Raw genomic sequence first — 18,145 nt, forward strand, 5'->3', positions numbered from 1 at the left:
AACAGGTGGTTGTTCACGTTCTGAGAGCTCAGAACGTGAACAACCCCCTGTTCGGCTGCGGCGCGTCAGGCGTAGACGGTGCCCATGAGGTTGCGGACGTCCGCCAGGGTGCGGTCGGCGACGGCGTTCGCCCGTGCGTTGCCCCGCGCGAGGACGTCCCGCACCACCGCGGGCGCGTCGGCGGCCAGCGCACGACGACGTTCCCGCAGCGGCCGCAGCCCCTCCACCACCGCCTCCGTCACGACGGCCTTCAGCCTCCCGGCCCCCGCGTCCCCGACCGACTCCGCGAGCGCCTCCGGCGTCGACCCCGCGAAGTGCGCGCCGACGCGCAGCAGGTTCGCCACCTCGGGCCGGCCCTCCGGGTCGAACGTGATGCGCCGCTCCGAGTCCGTGCGCGCCCGGCGGAAGAAGCGCACCGTCTCGTCCTGCGACGCGCGCAGCTCCAGCGCGTTGCCCCGCGACTTGCTCATCTTGGCGCCGTCGTCGCCCAGCACGGTCAGCGACGGCGTGAGCAGCGCCTCCGGCTCCGGGAAGTACGGGCTCGCGGCCGCGTAGCGCTGGTTGAAGCGCCGCGCGACCGTCCGCGTCGTCTCCAGGTGCGGCAGCTGGTCCAGCCCCACCGGCACGAGGTTGCCGTGGCAGAACAGGATGTCGGCGGCCTGGTGCACCGGATAGGTGAACAGCAGCCCCGACATGCCGCGCCCCTGCCGTCGCTCGGCGTCGGCCGCCTCGGCCTTCACCGTGGGGTTGCGCTCCAGCTCGGCCACGCTGACGAGGGACAGGAACGGCAGCAGCAGCTGGTTCAGCGCCGGGACGGCCGAGTGCGTGAAGACCGTGCTGCGCGCGGGGTCGATCCCCGCGGCGAGGTAGTCCAGCACCACCTCGCGCACGACGGCGGGCAGGTCGCCGGCGTCGTCCCGGTCGGTGATGACCTGGTAGTCCGCGACGACGAGGACCACCTCCACGCCGGCGTCCTGCAGCCGGACACGGTTGTCGAGCGTGGCGAGCAGGTGGCCCAGGTGCAGCGCGCCCGTGGGCCGGTCGCCTGTCAGGACGCGGAAGCGGCCCGGGTCGCGGGCGATCTCGGCCTCGATCTCGGCCGAGCGGGCCTGCGCGACGGCGGCGCTCGGGGTAGCCGCGGCCGGGCCAGCGGCGCTGGCAGCGGAAGCGGGGGCGGTCAGGACGGACATGGGGCGGCTCCTTCGGAGGATCGCCGCCCGTCGGACCGGTCCGGACACGACGACGTCCCGGCTGCGACGGGCAGCTCGGGACGGGTGCTGGTGGGCGCGTCAGGTCACGGCTGCGGGGGCAGCCACCACCAGGACGCGCGCATCAGCATGGCGCCCACCCTACGCCCGGCGCGGGCACCGTGACGGCACGGTGGGAGAATCGGCCCGTGCCCGACCAGCTCCCCGCCACCCCGCCGTCCCCGTTCGCCCACGTCGTCTACTACGAGCCGCGGATCCCCGGGAACACCGGCTCGGCGATCCGGCTCGCTGCCGTCACCGGGGCACGCCTGCACCTGGTGGAGCCGCTGGGGTTCGACCTGTCGGAGGCCAAGCTCAAGCGCGCCGGGCTCGACTACCACGACCTCGCCGTCATGGACGTGCACCCGTCGTTCGACGCCGCGCTCGACGCGCTGCCCGACGCCCGCGTCTTCGCGTTCACCGCGCACGCGACCACCACGTACACCGACGTCGCCTACCGGCCCGGCGACGTGCTGCTCTTCGGGCCCGAGCCCACCGGCCTGCCCGAGGAGGCGATGGAGCACCCGCGCGTCACCGACCGCGTGAAGATCCCCATGCTGGCCGGCCGCCGGTCGCTCAACCTCACCAACGCCGCCTCGATCGTCGTCTACGAGGCCTGGCGGCAGGCGGGTTTCCCGGGCGCGTCGTGACGATCGTCGCGGCGCGCTGATCACCCCCTCGGGGCGGTTCAGGCTCCAGGCGCGCCGTCGTCCCCCGATCGTTCGTCGCGGCTTTCGACACGCACTGTCGCCGGCGACGCGAACTCCCGCCAGTACGGGTCGCCGACGAGCTTCCCGACGTGCTGAGCGGCGTCACGCACCTGCGTCCCGTACCGCGCGACGACCTCGTCGCTCAGCTCGGGCACGGGCATCGCGATCCCGACGCCGAACACCTGGCCGGTGCCGCCGTCCAGCACGGCGGCCGAGATCCCCCCGACGTTCGCCACCCACTCGCCGCGCGAGACGTCCCAGCCGTCGGCACGGACCCGGGCCAGCGTGGCGAGCAGCGCATCACGACTGGTGGGTGCTGTGCCCGTGCTGTGCTCGAGCTCCGGGTCGACGAGACGCAGCACCTGGGCGTCGTCGAGGCGGGCGAGCAGCGCCCGGCCCATCGAGCTGGCATAGGCGGGGGCTCGCGTCCCGGCCGGCGTGTAGACCTGCAGGGTGCCCGCGGTCCCGATACGCATGTGCAGCACGAGCGACTCGCTGCCGTCGAGCACGTCGACGTACCCGGTGTACCCGGTGTCGGCGACCAGGCGGGCCACCGCCTCCTCCAGGAGGGTCATGGTGTCGCGCGACGCGCGGAAGTGGTACGAGGCCTCCATGATCAGGCCACCGGGCCGGTACGCGCGGGTCATGGGGTCACGTTCGAGGAACCCGTACTCGGCCATCATGCTCAGCGTCCGGGACACGGAGCTCTTGGGCACCCCGAGGCGTGCGGCGACGTCGGTCACCGTGACGTCGCGCTGCAGGCTGGTCATCAGGCGCAGCACGTCACGTGCGTTGGCGAGTGTGCTCACAGGTTCGCGGCCTCCCGAGGTGTGGTGCGAGAGCCGATCGTATGCGGCGGCGCGCGGACCTCCGCCGACCGTCCGGGGTCCAGATGCTGAGAGCGTCAGGCACGAATCTTGACGCCCGAACCACCCCCGTAGATGATCCAGATACTTGCACACGATTCGACAATCTGGAACCGCTCGTGAACGTCGGCGGGAACCCATCTCGTCAGGAGCACCGCCCATGAGCACCGACGCCGCGCCGAACCCTCCGGCGTCCCCCGATGTCCCGCCGCGCGGGAGCCACGCGCACCGCCACCCCCGCGCCCTCGCTCCCGGCAACCTCGTCCTGACCCTCGCGCTCAGCGTGTTCGGCGCGATCGTCGGCGTGCAGATGCTCGCCACGCTCGGGGTGACGCCGAGCACCGCCCTCATCGGCGCCCTCGCCGCGATGACCCTCGCGCGCGTGCCCCTGGTCGCCTTCCGCGGCTACCGCTCCGTCCATGCGCAGAACCTCGCGCAGACGTCGATCTCCTCGGCCACGTTCGGTGCGGCGAACAGCCTCTTCCTGCCGATCGGCATCCCGTTCCTCATGGGCTTCGACGACATGATCGTGCCGATGCTCGTCGGGGTCGCCGCGGCGATGCTCGTGGATGCCTGGCTCCTGTACCGGTCGTACGACACCCCCGTGTTCCCCGCGTCGGGCCCCTGGCCCATGGGCGTCGCCGCCGCCGAGGCCATCAAGGCAGGCGACGAGGGCGGGCGGCGGGCGAAGGTGCTCGGCCTGGGCATGGCCGCCGGCGTCGCCGGGGCGGTGTTCTCCCTGCCGATGTCGGCGTTCGGCGTGGCTCTCATCGGTGGCCTCGGTGCCATGACGGCGTTCGGCGCGGGGCTGCTGGCCAGCCAGTACGCGGGGCCGCTGCTCGGCCTGGACCTCAACGCCATGTACCTGCCCCACGGCATGATGATGGGCGCGGGCTTCGTCGCCCTGGTGCAGGTCGGGCGCACGATCCTGGTCTCGCGACGGTCCCGCACCGACGCCGCGCAGGACCGCGCCGCGGTCGGTCGGGCGGCCGACGCCGCACGCCTGGGGAGCTCCTTACGACTCGGCCTCGGCGCCTACCTGACCATCTCGGTGGTCCTGGCGCTCGGCACCGGTGCCGCGACCCACATGAGCGCCGGGATGCTCGTCGGCTTCATCGTCTACGCCGCAGCGGCCGCCTTCCTGCACGAGCTGCTCGTCGGCATCGCGGCGATGCACTCGGGCTGGTTCCCCGCGTTCGCGATCGCGCTGATCACGCTGCTCGTCGGCATCCTCATCGGCTTCCCGCCGGAGGCCCTGGTCGTCCTGGCCGGGTTCACGGCCGCGACCGGGCCCGCCTTCGCCGACATGGGATACGACCTCAAGGCGGGCTACCTGCTGCGCGGCGAGAACGCCGACCCGGCCTTCGAGCTCGAGGGTCGGCGCCAGCAGCTCATCGCGGCGATGGTCGGCTTCGTCGTCGCCATCGTCGTCGTCCTCCTGTCGTACCAGGTGTTCTTCGACAACGGCCAGGTGGCCCCGATCGACACCGCGTACGTGGCAGCGATCGAGGCTGGTCCGTCCGCCGACACCGCCCGGCAGCTGGCGCTGTGGGCCGTCCCGGGGGCGCTCGTGCAGCTGCTCGGCGGCCCCCGGCGCCAGCTCGGCATCCTGCTCGCCACGGGCCTCCTGATCACCACGCCGATGGCCGGATGGATGGTGCTGGCAGGCCTCGTCGTCCGCGTCCTGGCACCTCGGGTCCTGGGCCAGAAGGTCAGGGCCGACCTGGAAGTCTTCGCCGGTGGCGCGATCGCCGGCGACGCCCTCTACTCCTTCGCCAGCGGCGTCTGGAAGACGGCGAGATAGCCGACGACCACGCCCGACCCTCGGGCAACCGCCGTACGCAACCCTCGAAACCAGGAGCCCCACCCGTGAAGCGAGTCCTCACCGCTGCCGACGCCCAGGCCGCCGTCTACGGCGGCGCCATCCTCGGCGGCGGAGGCGGCGGGTTCGTCAGCCGCGGCCTGCGCACCGCCGAGCTCGCCCTCCAGGTGGGCACCGCGGAGCTCTGGACGGCGGACGAGTTCGCGCCCGACGCCCTCACCGCGACCGTCGCCCTGGTCGGCGCTCCCGCCGCGCCCGACCCGCAGGTCCTCCCGACCCAGCTGCTGCGCGCCCTGGAGCTGCTCCGCCGCGACCTGCCGGCGCCGGTCTCGGCGCTCCACACCAACGAGAACGGCGCGGAGACCAGCATCAACGGCTGGTTCCACGCGGCCATGACGGGCCTGCCCGTCATCGACCTCGCCTGCAACGGCCGCGCCCACCCGTCCAGCCAGATGGGTGCGATGGGGCTGCACGTCCGCGAGGGCTACCGGTCCGTCCAGGGGTATGCCGGCGGCAAGCCCGCCGCCGCCGTCGAGGGCTCGGTCACCGGCCGTCTCGACGCCACGTCGAACGTCGTCCGCCGCGCGTCCGTCGAGGCGAACGGCTGGGTCGGGGTCGCGCGCAACCCTGTCGAGGTCGGCTACGCGGTGCACCACGGCGCCCCGGGGGCCATCAGCTTCGCCATCGCGCTGGGTGAGCGCTACCTCGCCGACGGTGTCGCCGGGGCGGCCGACCACCTCGGCGGCGAGGTCGTGGTCTCGGGCACGGTGGCCGAGTACGCCTGCCGCCAGAGCGAGGGGCTGGACGTCGGCGTCGCCGTCCTCGACGACGCCGAATCCACGCGGCTGCACTTCGTCAACGAGTACATGACGCTCGACGTCGGTGGCCACCGCCGCGCGTCGTTCCCCGACCTGATCACGACCTTCGACTCCGACGGCAGGCCGCTGGCGTCGGCGGACGTCGAGGTCGGCATGCAGGTCAGCGTGCTCGTCGCCCCGGCGCAGAACCTGCTCCTGTCGCCGACGATGTACATGCCGGAGCTGTACGCACCGCTCGAGTCGCTGCTCGGCTTCCCCTTCGCCCCCGCCGTGCCCGCCCTCGCGGGCGTATGAGCCGGCGCGCGGCCCCCGCCCGGCGACGCGCCCGTCGAGGGCGCGAGGGTCACGCGGGCGCGAGCACCTCGACCCGGTTGCCGGCGCCGTCGCGGGTGTGGAACCGGAGGTAGCCGGTGAACGACTCGCGCTCGGTGCGGTCGACGTCGAACCCCGCGGCCTCGAGCCGGTCCGCGACGGCGTCGAGGGTGGTGGCGTCGTCGACGACGAGCGCCGGGTGCGCCTTGCGCGCCGGGACGAAGGGGTCTTCCACGCCGACGTGGACCTCGGCCACGACGGCGCCTGCGTCGTCGTACCCCCGGAACCAGCACCCGCCGCGGCCTGCGAGCTCGGGCGGCTTCGCCACCTCCGTGAGCCCCAGGCCCGCGCCGTAGAACGCGCGCGCGGCGTCCTCGCCGTCGCGCGGGCAGGCCACCTGGACATGGTGCAGTCGCATGTCGTCTCCTCGTCGTCCTCTATCTTGACGTCAAGATACTCGACATCGAGATGGCTCGTCGGCGCGCGTCACTCCTCCAGCAGCCAGGTCGCCGCGCGCCGCAGGAGCTCGGCGTGCGACGGGGAGTCGTAGGAGCGCACGTCGTGGCCGAGGCCGGAGTAGACGGTGCGGCCGCCGTGCGCGACGGCGACCCAGACCGCCGGGTGCCGCTCGCCCTCGTCGTCGGTCACCCAGCCCAGCACCTGCGACGTCGGCGCGACGCGCAGCCGGCAGTAGCGCTCGTCGACGACGTCGACGGCACCCAGGCCGTCGGTGATCGGGTGCGTCCCGGCGGCGAGCGGCACGGTGGTCGGCCCGAGCGGCGGGTGCATCGACTCCCCCGGCACCCACCGGCCGCCGAGCACCTCCTCCCATGCGGGACGGTCGCCGAACGCGTTGGCGGCCTGGTGGACGGCGAGGATCCGGCCGCCCGCACGCGCCCACGCGTCGAGGCGCGCGTGGAACGGCGCCCACGCGGCGTCGTCCGGGCCGATCCCGGCCTCACGGAACCCCGGCCACGGCGTGCCCGCGTTGACCACGAGCAGGTCGACCTCGTCGAGGTCGTCGAGCGCGTCAGGGAAGGTGCTGCGGACGACGACGTCGACGCCTGCGGGGCGGTCCAGGCCGGCCAGCACCAGCGCGAGCCGGTGCGACGTGGCCGCGTGGTCGTGCCAGGGGTCCTCGTGGCGGCCGCGGCCGCTCAGGACGAGGACACGGGCGGTCGGCGGGGGCGTCGCAGGGGTCGTCACGGCCCCCGAGCGTGGCGCAACGACGCGCCCTGCGCCACCCACCACGCAGGGCGAGGAGTTTCCTCTTTCATATTGAGTAAATCCTGAAGTTGTGGTCTCGTGAGGCTGCATAGACAACGCTGTCAAGCGGTGGCGAACGCGCCGCCCCGAGCACTGAGGTCGCTGATGCCTTCTCGCCCGATCACCCCGCCCCTGTCCGAGCCACCCCGGCCGCGCGCCTCGGCGCGCGAACGCTGCCTGCAGGTCACCGTCTCCCCGGTCCTCGCCCTCGCGCTCGGCGCCACCGGCGTCGGGGTCGCGGGCGTCGCGACGGCCGCCCCCGCCACGGCTGCCACGGCTGCCACGACTGCCACGACTGCCACCGACGGCGGCTCGTTCTTCACCTCGTTCGAGCCCGACGACCCGCAGCCCACGTGGGACAGCGAGGTCGAGCAGGGACCCGACGGCCCGCGCTCCTCGGGCGTCGTCGGCACCACCGTGCTCGAGCGCAGCCCGAGCACGCCCGTGGGCGGCAACCTGCTCGGCGGCGCGACCGACGCCCTCGCCTGGGAGGGCCCCTTCCAGAACGGCGTCGGGAACGTGCCCGGCACGCTCGCACCCACCGCCGCGCAGGGCGACTCCGCGATGCACTGGGCGATGCAGTCGGCCGGCGAGACCTGGGTGCAGGTGCCGATGCCCGACCTCGAGCGCGGCGTCCCGCTGCGCGCGAAGGTCACGCTCAGCGGCAGCGGCACGGTGTTCCTCAACGTCTACGACGGCAACCGCGACGTCGGCGGCGAGGAGGTCACGCTCTCCGCCGAGCCGACCACCGTGACGGTCGACATCGCCCGCCCTGCCATCGGCGGCGGCCGGCCCCAGTTCCAGGTCCGCACCCACAGCAGCGGCGCGCTCGACGTCGTCGTCGCCGACGCGTCCGTCCAGCGGCTCGAGCCCGGCACGATCGACTTCCCGGGCGACGTCACGGACTCCGTCGCGAAGGTGACCGCCAGCGGCGAGAACCCGCCGAACGAGGTCGCGGCCAACCTGGCCGACGGCGACGTGAGCACCAAGTGGCTCGTCGGCTCCCGGACGCCGTCGGTCACCTACGAGCTCGAGAAGGCCGCGCCCGTCGCCACCTACGCGCTCGCCTCCGCGGGCGACGCCCCCGACCGCGACCCGCGCTCCTGGAAGCTCGAGGGCTCGAACGACGGCGACGCCTGGACCACCCTCGACACCCGCACCAACCAGGGCTTCGCGGAGCGGCTCGAGACGCGCCAGTACACCGTCGCGGAGCCGAAGGCGTTCCGCTACTACCGCCTGAAGGTCACCGAGAACTCCGGCAGCGACGGCACCCAGCTCGCCGAGTGGCTCGTCTCGACCGAGGCGGCGCCGGCCACCCCGATGGCGACGACGCTCGGCACCGGCCCGGCCAGCGCGTACGCGGCGAAGACGCAGGCCGGCTGGACCGGCACGCACGCGCTGCGCTACGCCGGCAGCCAGACGTCGGGCGGCCGCGGCTACGCGGACAACCGCGTCCTCGACGTCGACGTGCCCGTCGGCGCCGACACGCAGCTGTCGTACAAGCTGTTCCCGGAGGCCTCCGAGAAGGACCAGTCGTACGCGAGCACCCACGTCGCCGTGGACCTCGCCTTCACCGACGGCACCTACCTCAGCGACCTCGCCGCCACCGACGGCCACGGCTTCGCCCTCGACCCGCAGGGCCAGGGCGACGCGAAGTCGCTGTACGTGAACCAGTGGAACGCCGTGCAGAGCGACCTCGGCGCCGTCGCCGCGGGCAAGACGATCGACCGCGTCCTGGTCGGCTACGACAACGCCGCCGGCCCGGCGGACTTCAGCGGCTGGGTCGACGACATCTCCATCGGAGACGCGCCCGCGCCGGCCACCTCCGACCACCCGTCGGACCACGTCCTGACGACGCGCGGCACCAACTCGACCGGCGACTTCTCGCGCGGCAACAACATCCCCGCCACCGCGGTGCCGCACGGCTTCAACTTCTGGACGCCGTCCACCGACGCCGGGTCCACGAACTGGCTGTACGCCTACCAGAAGGACAACGACGGCCAGAACCGGCCGCAGATCGAGTCGTTCAACCTCAGCCACGAGCCGAGCCCGTGGATCGCTGACCGCCAGATGTTCCAGGTCATGCCGTCGGCCGCGGCCGGCACGCCGGACGCCACCCGCTCCGTGCGGGCCAAGACGTTCAGCCACGACAACGAGGTGGCGCGCCCGTACTACTACGGCGTGACGTTCGACGACGGCATGAAGACCGAGATCGCGCCGACCGACCACGCCGCGATGTTCCGGTTCACGTTCACCGGCGATGAGTCGAACGTCATCCTCGACAACGTCCGCAACGACGGCGGGCTGACGCTCGACCCGGCGGCCGGCACCCTGTCCGGCTACACCGACGTCGCCGGCGGCAGCCAGAGCAACGGGTACAAGCGGATGTACGTCTACGCGACGTTCGACCGGCCGGCCACCGCGGGCGACAGGCTCGACCCGGGCGGCCGCGACAAGGTCGCCGGGTACCTGACCTTCGACACGTCGACGACGAAGACGGTCGAGATGCGGATCGCGACGTCGCTGCTCGGCGTCGAGCAGGCCAAGCACAACCTCGACCTCGAGATCGCCGGCGACGACACGTTCGAGCAGGTGCGCGACCGCGCGCAGGCGCTGTGGGACGCCAAGCTCGGCGTCATCGACGTCGAGGGCGCCTCGCAGGACCAGCTCACCACGCTGTACTCGAACCTGTACCGCCTCAACCTCTACCCGAACTCGGGGCACGAGAACGTCGGCACGGCGGCCGCGCCCGAGTGGAAGCACGTCGACCAGTCCGGCACGGGCCTCGACCCCGCGCCCGCAGGCACGACGGCGACGAGGACCGGCGCGAAGGTCGTCGACGGCAAGGTCTACGTCAACAACGGCTTCTGGGACACCTACCGCACGACGTGGCCCGCGTACGCCCTGCTGTACCCGGACGACGCCGCCGAGATGGTGGACGGCATGACCCAGCAGTTCGACGACGGCGGCTGGGTCTCGCGCTGGTCCGCCCCGGGCTACGCGAACTCCATGACGGGCACCAGCTCCGACGTCGCGTTCTCCGACGTGCTCGGCAAGGGCGTCGAGGACATCGACGTGCAGCGGGCGTACGACGCCGCGCTGAAGAACGCGTCCGTCGCCCCGCCGAACGAGCACGTCGGCCGCAAGGGTCAGGAGCAGGCGACGTTCCTCGGCTACACGCCGGCGTCGACGCACGAGAGCGCCTCGTGGTCGCTGGAGGACTACCTGAACGACTACGGCATCGCGACGATGTCGAAGAAGCTCCTGGACGCCTCCGACGACTCCGACCCGCGCCACCAGGAGTACGCCGACAACTACGAGTACTACCTGAACCGGTCGCAGAACTACGTCCGCCTGTTCGACCCGGAGACCGGGTTCTTCCGCGCCAAGGACGCCGACGGTGACTGGTCGCAGGCCGCCGCCGACTTCGACCCCCGCGCGTGGGGCAGCCCGTACACGGAGACCGACGGCTGGAACTTCGCGTTCCACGCGGTCCAGGACCCGCAGGGCCTGGCGAACCTGTACGGCGGCCGCGGCGCGCTCGCCGACAAGCTCGACGAGTTCTTCACCACGCCCGAGACGGCGCAGTTCCCCGGCGCGTACGGCGGCGTCATCCACGAGATGCGCGAGGCCAAGGCGGTCCGCCTGGGCCAGTGGGGCCTGAGCAACCAGGTCTCGCACCACATCCCGTACCTGTACGACGCCGTCGGCCAGCCGTCGAAGACGCAGAAGATCGTCCGTGAGGCGCTCTCCCGCGCCTTCGTGGGCAGCGAGATCGGCCAGGGCTACCCCGGCGACGAGGACAACGGCGAGATGTCGGGCTGGCAGGTCTTCAGCGCCCTCGGCTTCTACCCGCTGCAGGTGGGCAGCCCCACCTACGCGATCGGCTCCCCGCTGTTCACGAAGGCGACGATCCACCTCGCCGGCGGCAAGGACCTCGTGCTCAGCGCGCCGGACAACAGCGCGAAGAACGTCTACATCCAGGGCGTCACCGTCGACGGCAAGCCCCAGACGGCGACCTTCTTCACGCAGGAGCAGCTCGCCGCCGGCGGCACGATCGAGTTCGACATGGGTCCGACGCCCTCGGCGTGGGGCACGGGCGACGACGACGCGCTGCCGTCGATCACCCAGGGGGACGACGTGCCCGACCCGCTCGCCGACGTCACCGGCCCGAAGAAGGGGACGGCGAGCACGGACGACGCCGTCGCGAAGGCCGGCGCGCTGTTCGACGACACGTCGGCCACGTCGACGACGTTCACCTCGGCCAAGCCCACCGCGGCCTACGAGCTCAAGGGGCGAACGGCCCGCGTGACCATGTACACGCTGACGTCCGCGGCCGAGGCGGGAGGCGACCCGAAGGCCTGGACCCTGCAGGGCTCGGCCGACGGCAAGAAGTGGGTCACGCTCGACTCCCGGCGCGCGCAGAAGTTCGCCGACCGGCAGCAGACACGGGCGTTCTCCGTGGCCGACCCGGGCATCTACGGGCACTACCGGCTCCTCGTGACCGCGTCGCAGGACAAGGCCACCTCGCTGTCCGAGCTGGAGCTCCTGGCGCACCAGCCGCGCGTGGCGGAGATCGCCGCCGTGCTCGACGACGCACGGCACGACCGGCAGATCCCGGCACGCACCGCACGGGAGCTCGGCGACGTCGTCGACGCCGCCCAGGCGGCCGAGGACGACGGCGACACGGACGGCGTGCGCGCCCAGGTGCGGGCGCTCAAGGCCGTCATGGACGGCACGCCGGAGAGCCTCCTGCCCGACCGGGTGCGCGAGGACCTCGAGCTGGTCGTGTCGCAGTGGATCGGGGCCGGCGAAGGCCTCGGCCTGGTCCGGGCCCAGATCGGGGACCTGACCCGCAGCGGCGACATCAACAAGGGCCTCTCGCGCACCCTCCTCGACCTGGTCGACGAGGCGCAGGACGCCGCCGACGGCAACCACGCCGCCCCCCTCGCGGACGCGCTGGCCGAGCTGCGCTCGACCGTCGCCGACGCGAAGGACTCCCGGGTGAGCCGCCTCGCCAAGGCCGCCCTCCTGCCGCTCCTGGACGAGCTGATCGCGTCCCCGCCGTCGACGGTCCGGGCCACCCGTGCCGCCGAGGTGCTCATGGGCGACTACGACCCGAACAAGGCGTGGTGGCCGTCGAGCTGGTGGAACTCCGCCGTCGCGACGGAGACCGTCATCGAGTACATGCAGCGCACCGGCGACCGGAGCTACCTGCCGCAGGTGGATCGCACGTTCGAGCGCAACAAGGGCACGTTCCCCGCGGGCGAGCTCTCGGGCGACGAGCTGTGGGGCAACTTCACCAGCCGCGCGATCGACGACTCCGAGTGGTGGGGCCTCGCCTGGGTGCAGGCGTACGACCTCACCGGCGACCAGAAGTACCTCGACATGGCGGAGAAGGTCGGCGAGTTCGTCAACGGCTACTGGGACACCAGCACCTGCGGCGGAGGCGTGTGGTGGGACCACGAGCGCACCTACAAGAACGCCGTCACGAACGGGCTGTGGGTGCGGCTGACGGCCGAGCTGCACAACCGGATCGACGGCGACACCACGTGGCTCGCGCGCTCGCAGGCCGGCTGGGACTGGATCACCTCCAGCGGCATGATCAACGCCGACGGGCTGGTGAACGACGGGCTCAACGGTGACTGCGAGAACAACGGCGGCACCGTGTGGACGTACAACCAGGGCGTGTTCCTCGGTGGCGGCCTCGAGCTCTACCGGGCCACGGGCGACGCGTCGGTCCTCACGACCGTGCGCCGGCTCGCGGACGCCGGCACCACCGACCCGGAGCTGGTCACCGACGGGATCCTCACCGAGGAGTGCGACCCGGCGGGCACCTGCGACGACAACGCCAAGCAGTTCAAGGGCATCTTCCTGCGGTACCTGGGCGACCTGAACGACGCCCTCGACGACCACCCCTACCAGGGGTTCGTCGACCGCCAGGCGGGGTCCGTCTGGGCCCACGACCGCAACGGCGAGGACCGCCTCGGCCTGCGCTGGGCCGGGGGCAGCGGGACCGACAAGGCGAACGTGTTCGACTGGCGCACCCAGGCGAGCGCGCTGAGCGCCCTGCTGGCGAACATCCCCGCCTCGTCCTGACGCGGACGGGAGCGCACCATCCCGTGCCCGGGTCGGCAACCTGCCGGCCCGGGCACGGGCGTGTTTCGGACCTGGACGCGAGGGCCGGTCCGGGTCAGACCCAGCGGTGCCGCAGGGCGTACCACCCGAGCTGGACGCGGGTGGTGACGTGCGCGGAGTCCATCAGCGCCCGCAGGCGCCGCTGCACCGTGCGCTGCGACGTGCCGAGCTGCTTCGCCATCGCCACGTCGGTGAGCCCGGCGAGCATGAGCTGCAGGAGCTGGGCGTCCTCGGCGGGGATCTCCGCACCGCCGGGGAGGTACGGCCGGGCCCCGCGCCACGTCGCCTCGAACAGCGCCTGGGCGAGCCCGGCCAGCGGGCCGCGCAGCACGACCGCCGCGTCCGGCGCCACCTTCGCCATCGCGACGGACCCGTCGGCCACGAGCACCTTCGGCAGCGCCTCGTCCGAGACGCGGATCTCCTGGCCCGCGGCGAGCCAGTCGTCGAGCTTGCGCAGCGCCCCCGGCTCCTGGAGGTAGTACGCGTCGACGACGAGCCGGTAGGCGAGGTCTCCGCGGATGGCCGGTGGCCGCTGCGTGTCCGGGCCGAGCCCCGGCGGGGTCCACTCCGGGTCGAGCGTCGCGGCCACGGGCACCACGGTGTTCGCGCCCGTCTGGAACGCGCAGAACGACTCGCGGGCGCCGATCTCGAGCTGCGTGACCCGCGCCGCCTGGGCCTCCCCCTCGACCAGCTCGACCAGGCCCTCCAGCGACGTCGCGGAGCGCTCGGCGTGATAGGCCTCGACAAGCTCCGCGAAGACGTTCTCGTCGCGCCGCAGCCGCTCGCGCGACCGCGCGACGACCGGGCCGAGCGCCACCTCGGGCGGCGTCGCCGCCCACAGCGCGCCGTCGCCCGCGGGGACCAGGAGCCCGCCCTCCGCGAGCCGGTCGATGCTCCCCCGGACCTCGTCGGCGGACCGCCCCAGCACCGCGGCCCCGCCCTCGGGCGAGATGCCCGGCCCGGTCATCGCCAGGCGGTAGACCGCCTCGTCGTCGGGCCCGAGGCGGGCACCCAGGTCTCCCAGCACGTGGCGATTATCCGCCATGGCACGAGCCCGCCACCCCCGGCCCGCCCGCACCGGACGTCCGTGGTCCAGAGTTGCCCCACCGAAGGGAGACCGACATGAACCGTCATGCCCGGACGCGCAGGGGCACCACCGCCGCCGCCGCGCTCGCACTGCTCGCCGGCGGCGCCACGGCCGCGTCGGCCGACGATGCCGCCACCGCCGCCACCGCCGCCGCACCCGCCGAGCAGGCCGAGCCCGCAGCCGGCGCCGTCGCGCGGTTCACGCTCGTCACCGGCGACGTCGTGACCGCGCGCATCGACGCGGACGGCGACGTCGCCGAGGCGCGCCTCGCCGGCGACGACCAGGTCACGACGACGTACGTCGAGGGTGACGAGACCTACCTCGTCCCGCCCGCGGCGCAGCCGCTGGTGGACGCCGGGACGCTCGACGAGCGGCTCTTCGACCTCAGCCTCCTGTGGCGCGACGGGTACGACGACGCGTCGAGCGACTCCCTGCCGGTCATCGTGGAGCACGCCGACGGCGCAGCCCCGCGGGCGGCCGCCCGCGGCACGACCACCACGGCCGAGCTCCCCGCGATCGACGCGACGGCCCTGTCGATCGACAAGGACCGCGCCACCGCGGCGTGGGCCGGGCTCGAGCCCGGCTCCGGGGCGCGCTCGGCGGGCGCCGTCGAGCGCATCTGGCTGGACAGCAAGGTGCACGGCACCGCCGTCACGGACCTTCCGCCGACCGTGCCGCTGACCGGCGCGGGCGCCGCGCACGACGAAGGGCTGGACGGCTCCGGCGTCACCGTCGCCGTGCTCGACACGGGCTACGACCAGCAGCACCCCGACCTCACCGGCCAGGTCGGCGCCACCCGCTCCTTCGTGAGCGCCGGCGGCTCGGTCCAGGACGGCAACGGCCACGGCACGCACACCGCCTCCACGATCGCCGGCACGGGCGCGGCCTCCGACGGGCGCTACGCGGGCATGGCCCCGGGCGCGGACCTGCTCGTCGGCAAGGTCCTCGACGACGACGGCTCCGGCCAGACGTCGTGGATCCTCGCCGGGATGCAGTGGGCCGTCGACCAGGGTGCCGACATCGTCTCGATGTCCCTCGGCGACTCGTCCACCACCACCTGCGCAGGCCCGGACGTCGACCTCGTCGAGGCGCTCTCCGACCGCGCCCTGTTCGTGATCGCGGCGGGCAACGAGGGGCTGCACGGCCAGGTCTCGACGCCCGGCTGCGCGCCGTCGGCGCTCACCGTCGGCGCCGTCGACCGCGACGACCGCACCGCCTCCTTCTCCAGCCGCGGGCCGTCCGTCGGCGGCCCCGCCGCCAAGCCGGACATCGCCTCCCAGGGCGTGGACGTCGTGGCGGCGCGCGCCGGCGGCGGGGACGACCTGCCGTACGTCGCGATGTCGGGCACGTCCATGGCCACCCCGCACGTCGCCGGTGGCGCCGCCCTGGTGCAGCAGCGGCACCCCGGCTGGACGCCGCAGCAGGTCAAGGACGCCCTGACGTCCGCGGCCGCCGCGACCGACGCCCCCGTGCTCGACCAGGGCGCCGGGCCGATGGACGTCGGCCGCGCCGTCGACCAGGCGGTCACCGCCGCCTCCGGCGTCGACCTCGGGACGTACGCCTTCCCCCAGGGCGACCTCGAGCCGGTCCGCCGGCCCGTGACGCTCACCAACACCTCCGACGACAACGTGACGCTCTCCCTCAGCCTGCAGACGTACGGCGACGACGGCTCCCGCCTGCCGGGCCGGGTGCTCGCGCTCGGCGCGCCGAAGCACCGGGTCGTGGTCCCCGCGCACGGGACGGCCGACGTCCCGGTCGTCGTCGACCCGTCCCGGCACGTGCAGGACGACGACTACGGCACGGTCACCGGGCGGATCGTCGGCGTCGGGCCCGACGGCGCCCGCGTCACCGTCCCCGTGTGGGCCGACCTGACCGCCCCGACCGCGACCGTGACGGTCCGGACGACGAACCGCTTCGGCGAGGCGCCCGACTCCTTCTCCTCCTTCCAGGTGATCGACCGGCACCGCGACACCGGCTCCCGTTACGGCGTCGGCGACGGCAGCGTGGACCTCACGCTCCCCTACGGCACGTACGACTTCTCGGGCGTGATCCTCACGCGGGACGTGCCGGGCAACCACGGTCAGGTCGACTCGGTCTCGCAGGTCTACACCGACCACGTGCGGGTCGACGGCGACACCACCGTCGTGCTCGACGCGCGCGAGGCCACGGAGCTGAGCTGGCGCACCGACCGTCCCGGCGAGCCGCAGGGGTTCTCCGTCGGCTTCACGTACGGCCTCGGTGACGACGGCGGGATGCGCACGGGTGCGCTCACCACCGTGCCGTCGTACGTCAACCACCTGTACACCACCCGCGCCAAGGTCGACGACGCGTTCACGTTCGAGGCGACCGCGCGGCTCACCGCGCCGCGCCTCACCATGACCTCGTCCGGCGGGCACACGGTCGACGACCTGCCCGTCAGCCTCGCCCCCGAGTTCGACGGCCACGCCTCCGCGCCGCTGGTCTCCGTCGGCCCCGGGACGGTCGCGAACCTCGACGCCGCGGACGTCGAGGGCAAGATCGTGCTCGTCGACGCCGCCACGGCGGTCCAGGGCGGCAACAGCCTGCAGTGGGACCGCGCGCTGCGGGGCCGCGGAGCCCTGGGCGTGCTCGCGTACTCGTCGTCGGCGCAGGGCCGCTTCACCACCTCCGGGTCGGGCGTGACGCTGCCGATGGTCACCATCACACGCGCCGACGGCGAGGCCCTCCTCGCGGAGCTCGCCGCCGGACCCGTGACCATGTCGTGGTCCGGGCAGCCCGTGGCGACCAGCCCCTACCTGTACAACGTCGCCACCGTGCTGGACGGCGTCGTGCCGACGGGCGTCCAGCGCGTGCGCGACGCCGACCTCGCCACCGTCCCCACGACGTACCACTCGCAGGCCGCGGACTCGCGCACCTGGTTCCTCGACATCGGCCTCGTGCTGCCCGGCGCCGGGTCCGTGTACGCCGGCGGGTCGCTCCTGCCCGTGACCGCGCCCCTGGAGCGGACCGAGTACTACACGGCGTCGCCGGACGTGCGCTGGACCACGATCACGCGGATGACGACCAACTTCTCCAGCGCGTCGTCGTTCGAGGGCCCGCGCACGTACGCGCCGGGCAGCACCGAGCCGACGTCGTGGCTGGGCACGCCGCTCGGCGCGTCGTCGAACACCAACGACGTGCCGCTGGTCGACCGCAGGCTGAACGGGCTGGCGGTCACGCTCTCCGCCTGGGGCGACGCGGCCGGCCACGACTCGACCGGCCTCTACTACTCGGACACGACGTACCGGAGGGTCTGGGTGGACGGCACGCCCGTCGCCCCGGTCGGTGCGCTCTACCCCGTGCCGTCGACGCCCAGCGAGGTGCACGTGCGGCAGGAGTTCACGCGCCGCAGCACCGCCACCTCGCTGCTCGGGCTCGCCTACACGACCGACTGGACGTTCCCGACCGAGCGGGCCGCCCAGGGCACCCAGCCGCTGCTGGTGCCGCGCCTCGAGGTCGGCACCGACCTCACCGACCGCGCGCCGAGCGGCGAGCCGGTGCACGTGGTGCTCGGTGCGACGTCGGACGCCACACGCCGGCCCGTCGACCTCACCGGGGTCACGCTGCAGTACGCCACCGGGACGCAGACGGTCCTGTCGCAGGTGACCGACTGGCACGACGTGCCCGTGGTCCGCGGCGCGGACGGCAGCTGGACCGCCGAGGTGCCGAACGAGCAGGCGGCCGGCGGGTTCGTGCACCTGTGCACCGTGCTGAAGGACGCGTCGGGCAGCCAGGTGGAGCAGGCGATGCTGCGGGTCTTCCAGGTGCGCTGACCCGCGGCCCCCGCACGACCCCCGGGGACGCAACGTGCGTGCTGAATCGATCCTCAAAAGTCCATCTTGAGGATCGATTCAGCACGCA

10 protein-coding genes are annotated in these 18,145 nt (G+C 73.3%); 5 read left to right on the top strand and 5 right to left on the bottom strand.

Going from position 1 to position 18,145, the window contains the following annotated elements; all coding sequences use genetic code 11:
• Positions 1–65: 65 nt before the first annotated feature.
• Positions 66–1,190, bottom strand: a complete 1,125-nt coding sequence (trpS, locus tag ACWGKI_RS18005; RefSeq protein WP_452188818.1) for a tryptophan--tRNA ligase — start codon at positions 1,188–1,190, stop codon at positions 66–68.
• A 206-nt stretch (positions 1,191–1,396) separates the two neighbouring features.
• Between trpS and ACWGKI_RS18010 the strand changes: the two genes are divergently transcribed.
• Positions 1,397–1,897 (top strand): tRNA (cytidine(34)-2'-O)-methyltransferase, encoded by a 501-nt coding sequence (locus tag ACWGKI_RS18010; protein WP_452188820.1) that lies wholly within the window; start codon positions 1,397–1,399, stop codon positions 1,895–1,897.
• Between the two features lie 38 nt (positions 1,898–1,935).
• Here ACWGKI_RS18010 and ACWGKI_RS18015 read toward each other — a convergent pair whose 3' ends face one another.
• On the bottom strand, positions 1,936–2,766 hold the full coding sequence (locus ACWGKI_RS18015; RefSeq protein WP_452188822.1) for an IclR family transcriptional regulator: 831 nt from the start codon (positions 2,764–2,766) through the stop codon (positions 1,936–1,938).
• 217 nt (positions 2,767–2,983) lie between these two features.
• Between ACWGKI_RS18015 and ACWGKI_RS18020 the strand changes: the two genes are divergently transcribed.
• Together ACWGKI_RS18020 and ACWGKI_RS18025 are read left to right on the top strand one after the other, a co-directional pair.
• A complete protein-coding gene (locus tag ACWGKI_RS18020; protein WP_452188824.1) occupies positions 2,984–4,627 on the top strand; it encodes an OPT/YSL family transporter in 1,644 nt (547 codons plus the stop codon).
• 65 nt (positions 4,628–4,692) lie between these two features.
• On the top strand, positions 4,693–5,757 hold the full coding sequence (locus ACWGKI_RS18025) for an S-methyl thiohydantoin desulfurase domain-containing protein (protein WP_452188826.1): 1,065 nt from the start codon (positions 4,693–4,695) through the stop codon (positions 5,755–5,757).
• Between the two features lie 49 nt (positions 5,758–5,806).
• Here ACWGKI_RS18025 and ACWGKI_RS18030 read toward each other — a convergent pair whose 3' ends face one another.
• Positions 5,807–6,193 carry a VOC family protein gene (locus ACWGKI_RS18030; RefSeq protein WP_452188828.1) on the bottom strand — a complete coding sequence of 129 codons (387 nt, stop codon included), beginning with the start codon at positions 6,191–6,193 and terminating at the stop codon, positions 5,807–5,809.
• A 68-nt stretch (positions 6,194–6,261) separates the two neighbouring features.
• Positions 6,262–6,981, bottom strand: coding sequence for a ThuA domain-containing protein (locus ACWGKI_RS18035; RefSeq protein ID WP_452188830.1), 720 nt, complete (start codon positions 6,979–6,981; stop codon positions 6,262–6,264).
• A 165-nt stretch (positions 6,982–7,146) separates the two neighbouring features.
• On the opposite strand from ACWGKI_RS18035, the gene ACWGKI_RS18040 reads away from it, so the two are divergent.
• Positions 7,147–13,140, top strand: coding sequence for a GH92 family glycosyl hydrolase (locus ACWGKI_RS18040; protein WP_452188832.1), 5,994 nt, complete (start codon positions 7,147–7,149; stop codon positions 13,138–13,140).
• A 94-nt stretch (positions 13,141–13,234) separates the two neighbouring features.
• Here the strand turns inward: ACWGKI_RS18040 and ACWGKI_RS18045 are convergent, their stop codons facing one another.
• Positions 13,235–14,206, bottom strand: coding sequence for a hypothetical protein (locus ACWGKI_RS18045; RefSeq protein WP_452188834.1), 972 nt, complete (start codon positions 14,204–14,206; stop codon positions 13,235–13,237).
• Positions 14,207–14,301: 95 nt separating this feature from the next.
• Here ACWGKI_RS18045 and ACWGKI_RS18050 point away from each other — a divergent pair, with 95 nt between their 5' ends.
• Positions 14,302–18,057 carry a S8 family serine peptidase gene (locus ACWGKI_RS18050; protein ID WP_452188836.1) on the top strand — a complete coding sequence of 1,252 codons (3,756 nt, stop codon included), beginning with the start codon at positions 14,302–14,304 and terminating at the stop codon, positions 18,055–18,057.
• The last annotated feature ends 88 nt before the right edge of the window (positions 18,058–18,145 follow it).

It is taken from the genome of Isoptericola sp. NPDC055881 (assembly GCF_053615895.1).

What these genes read in the sequence shown, in the direction of transcription:
- trpS (WP_452188818.1), bottom strand. Translation starts at nt 1,190, where the DNA reads ATGTCCGTCCTGACCGCCCCCGCTTCCGCTGCCAGCGCCGCTGGCCCG.
- ACWGKI_RS18020 (WP_452188824.1), top strand. Translation starts at nt 2,984, where the DNA reads ATGAGCACCGACGCCGCGCCGAACCCTCCGGCGTCCCCCGATGTCCCG.
- ACWGKI_RS18030 (WP_452188828.1), bottom strand. Translation starts at nt 6,193, where the DNA reads ATGCGACTGCACCATGTCCAGGTGGCCTGCCCGCGCGACGGCGAGGAC.
- ACWGKI_RS18040 (WP_452188832.1), top strand. Translation starts at nt 7,147, where the DNA reads ATGCCTTCTCGCCCGATCACCCCGCCCCTGTCCGAGCCACCCCGGCCG.
- ACWGKI_RS18050 (WP_452188836.1), top strand. Translation starts at nt 14,302, where the DNA reads ATGAACCGTCATGCCCGGACGCGCAGGGGCACCACCGCCGCCGCCGCG.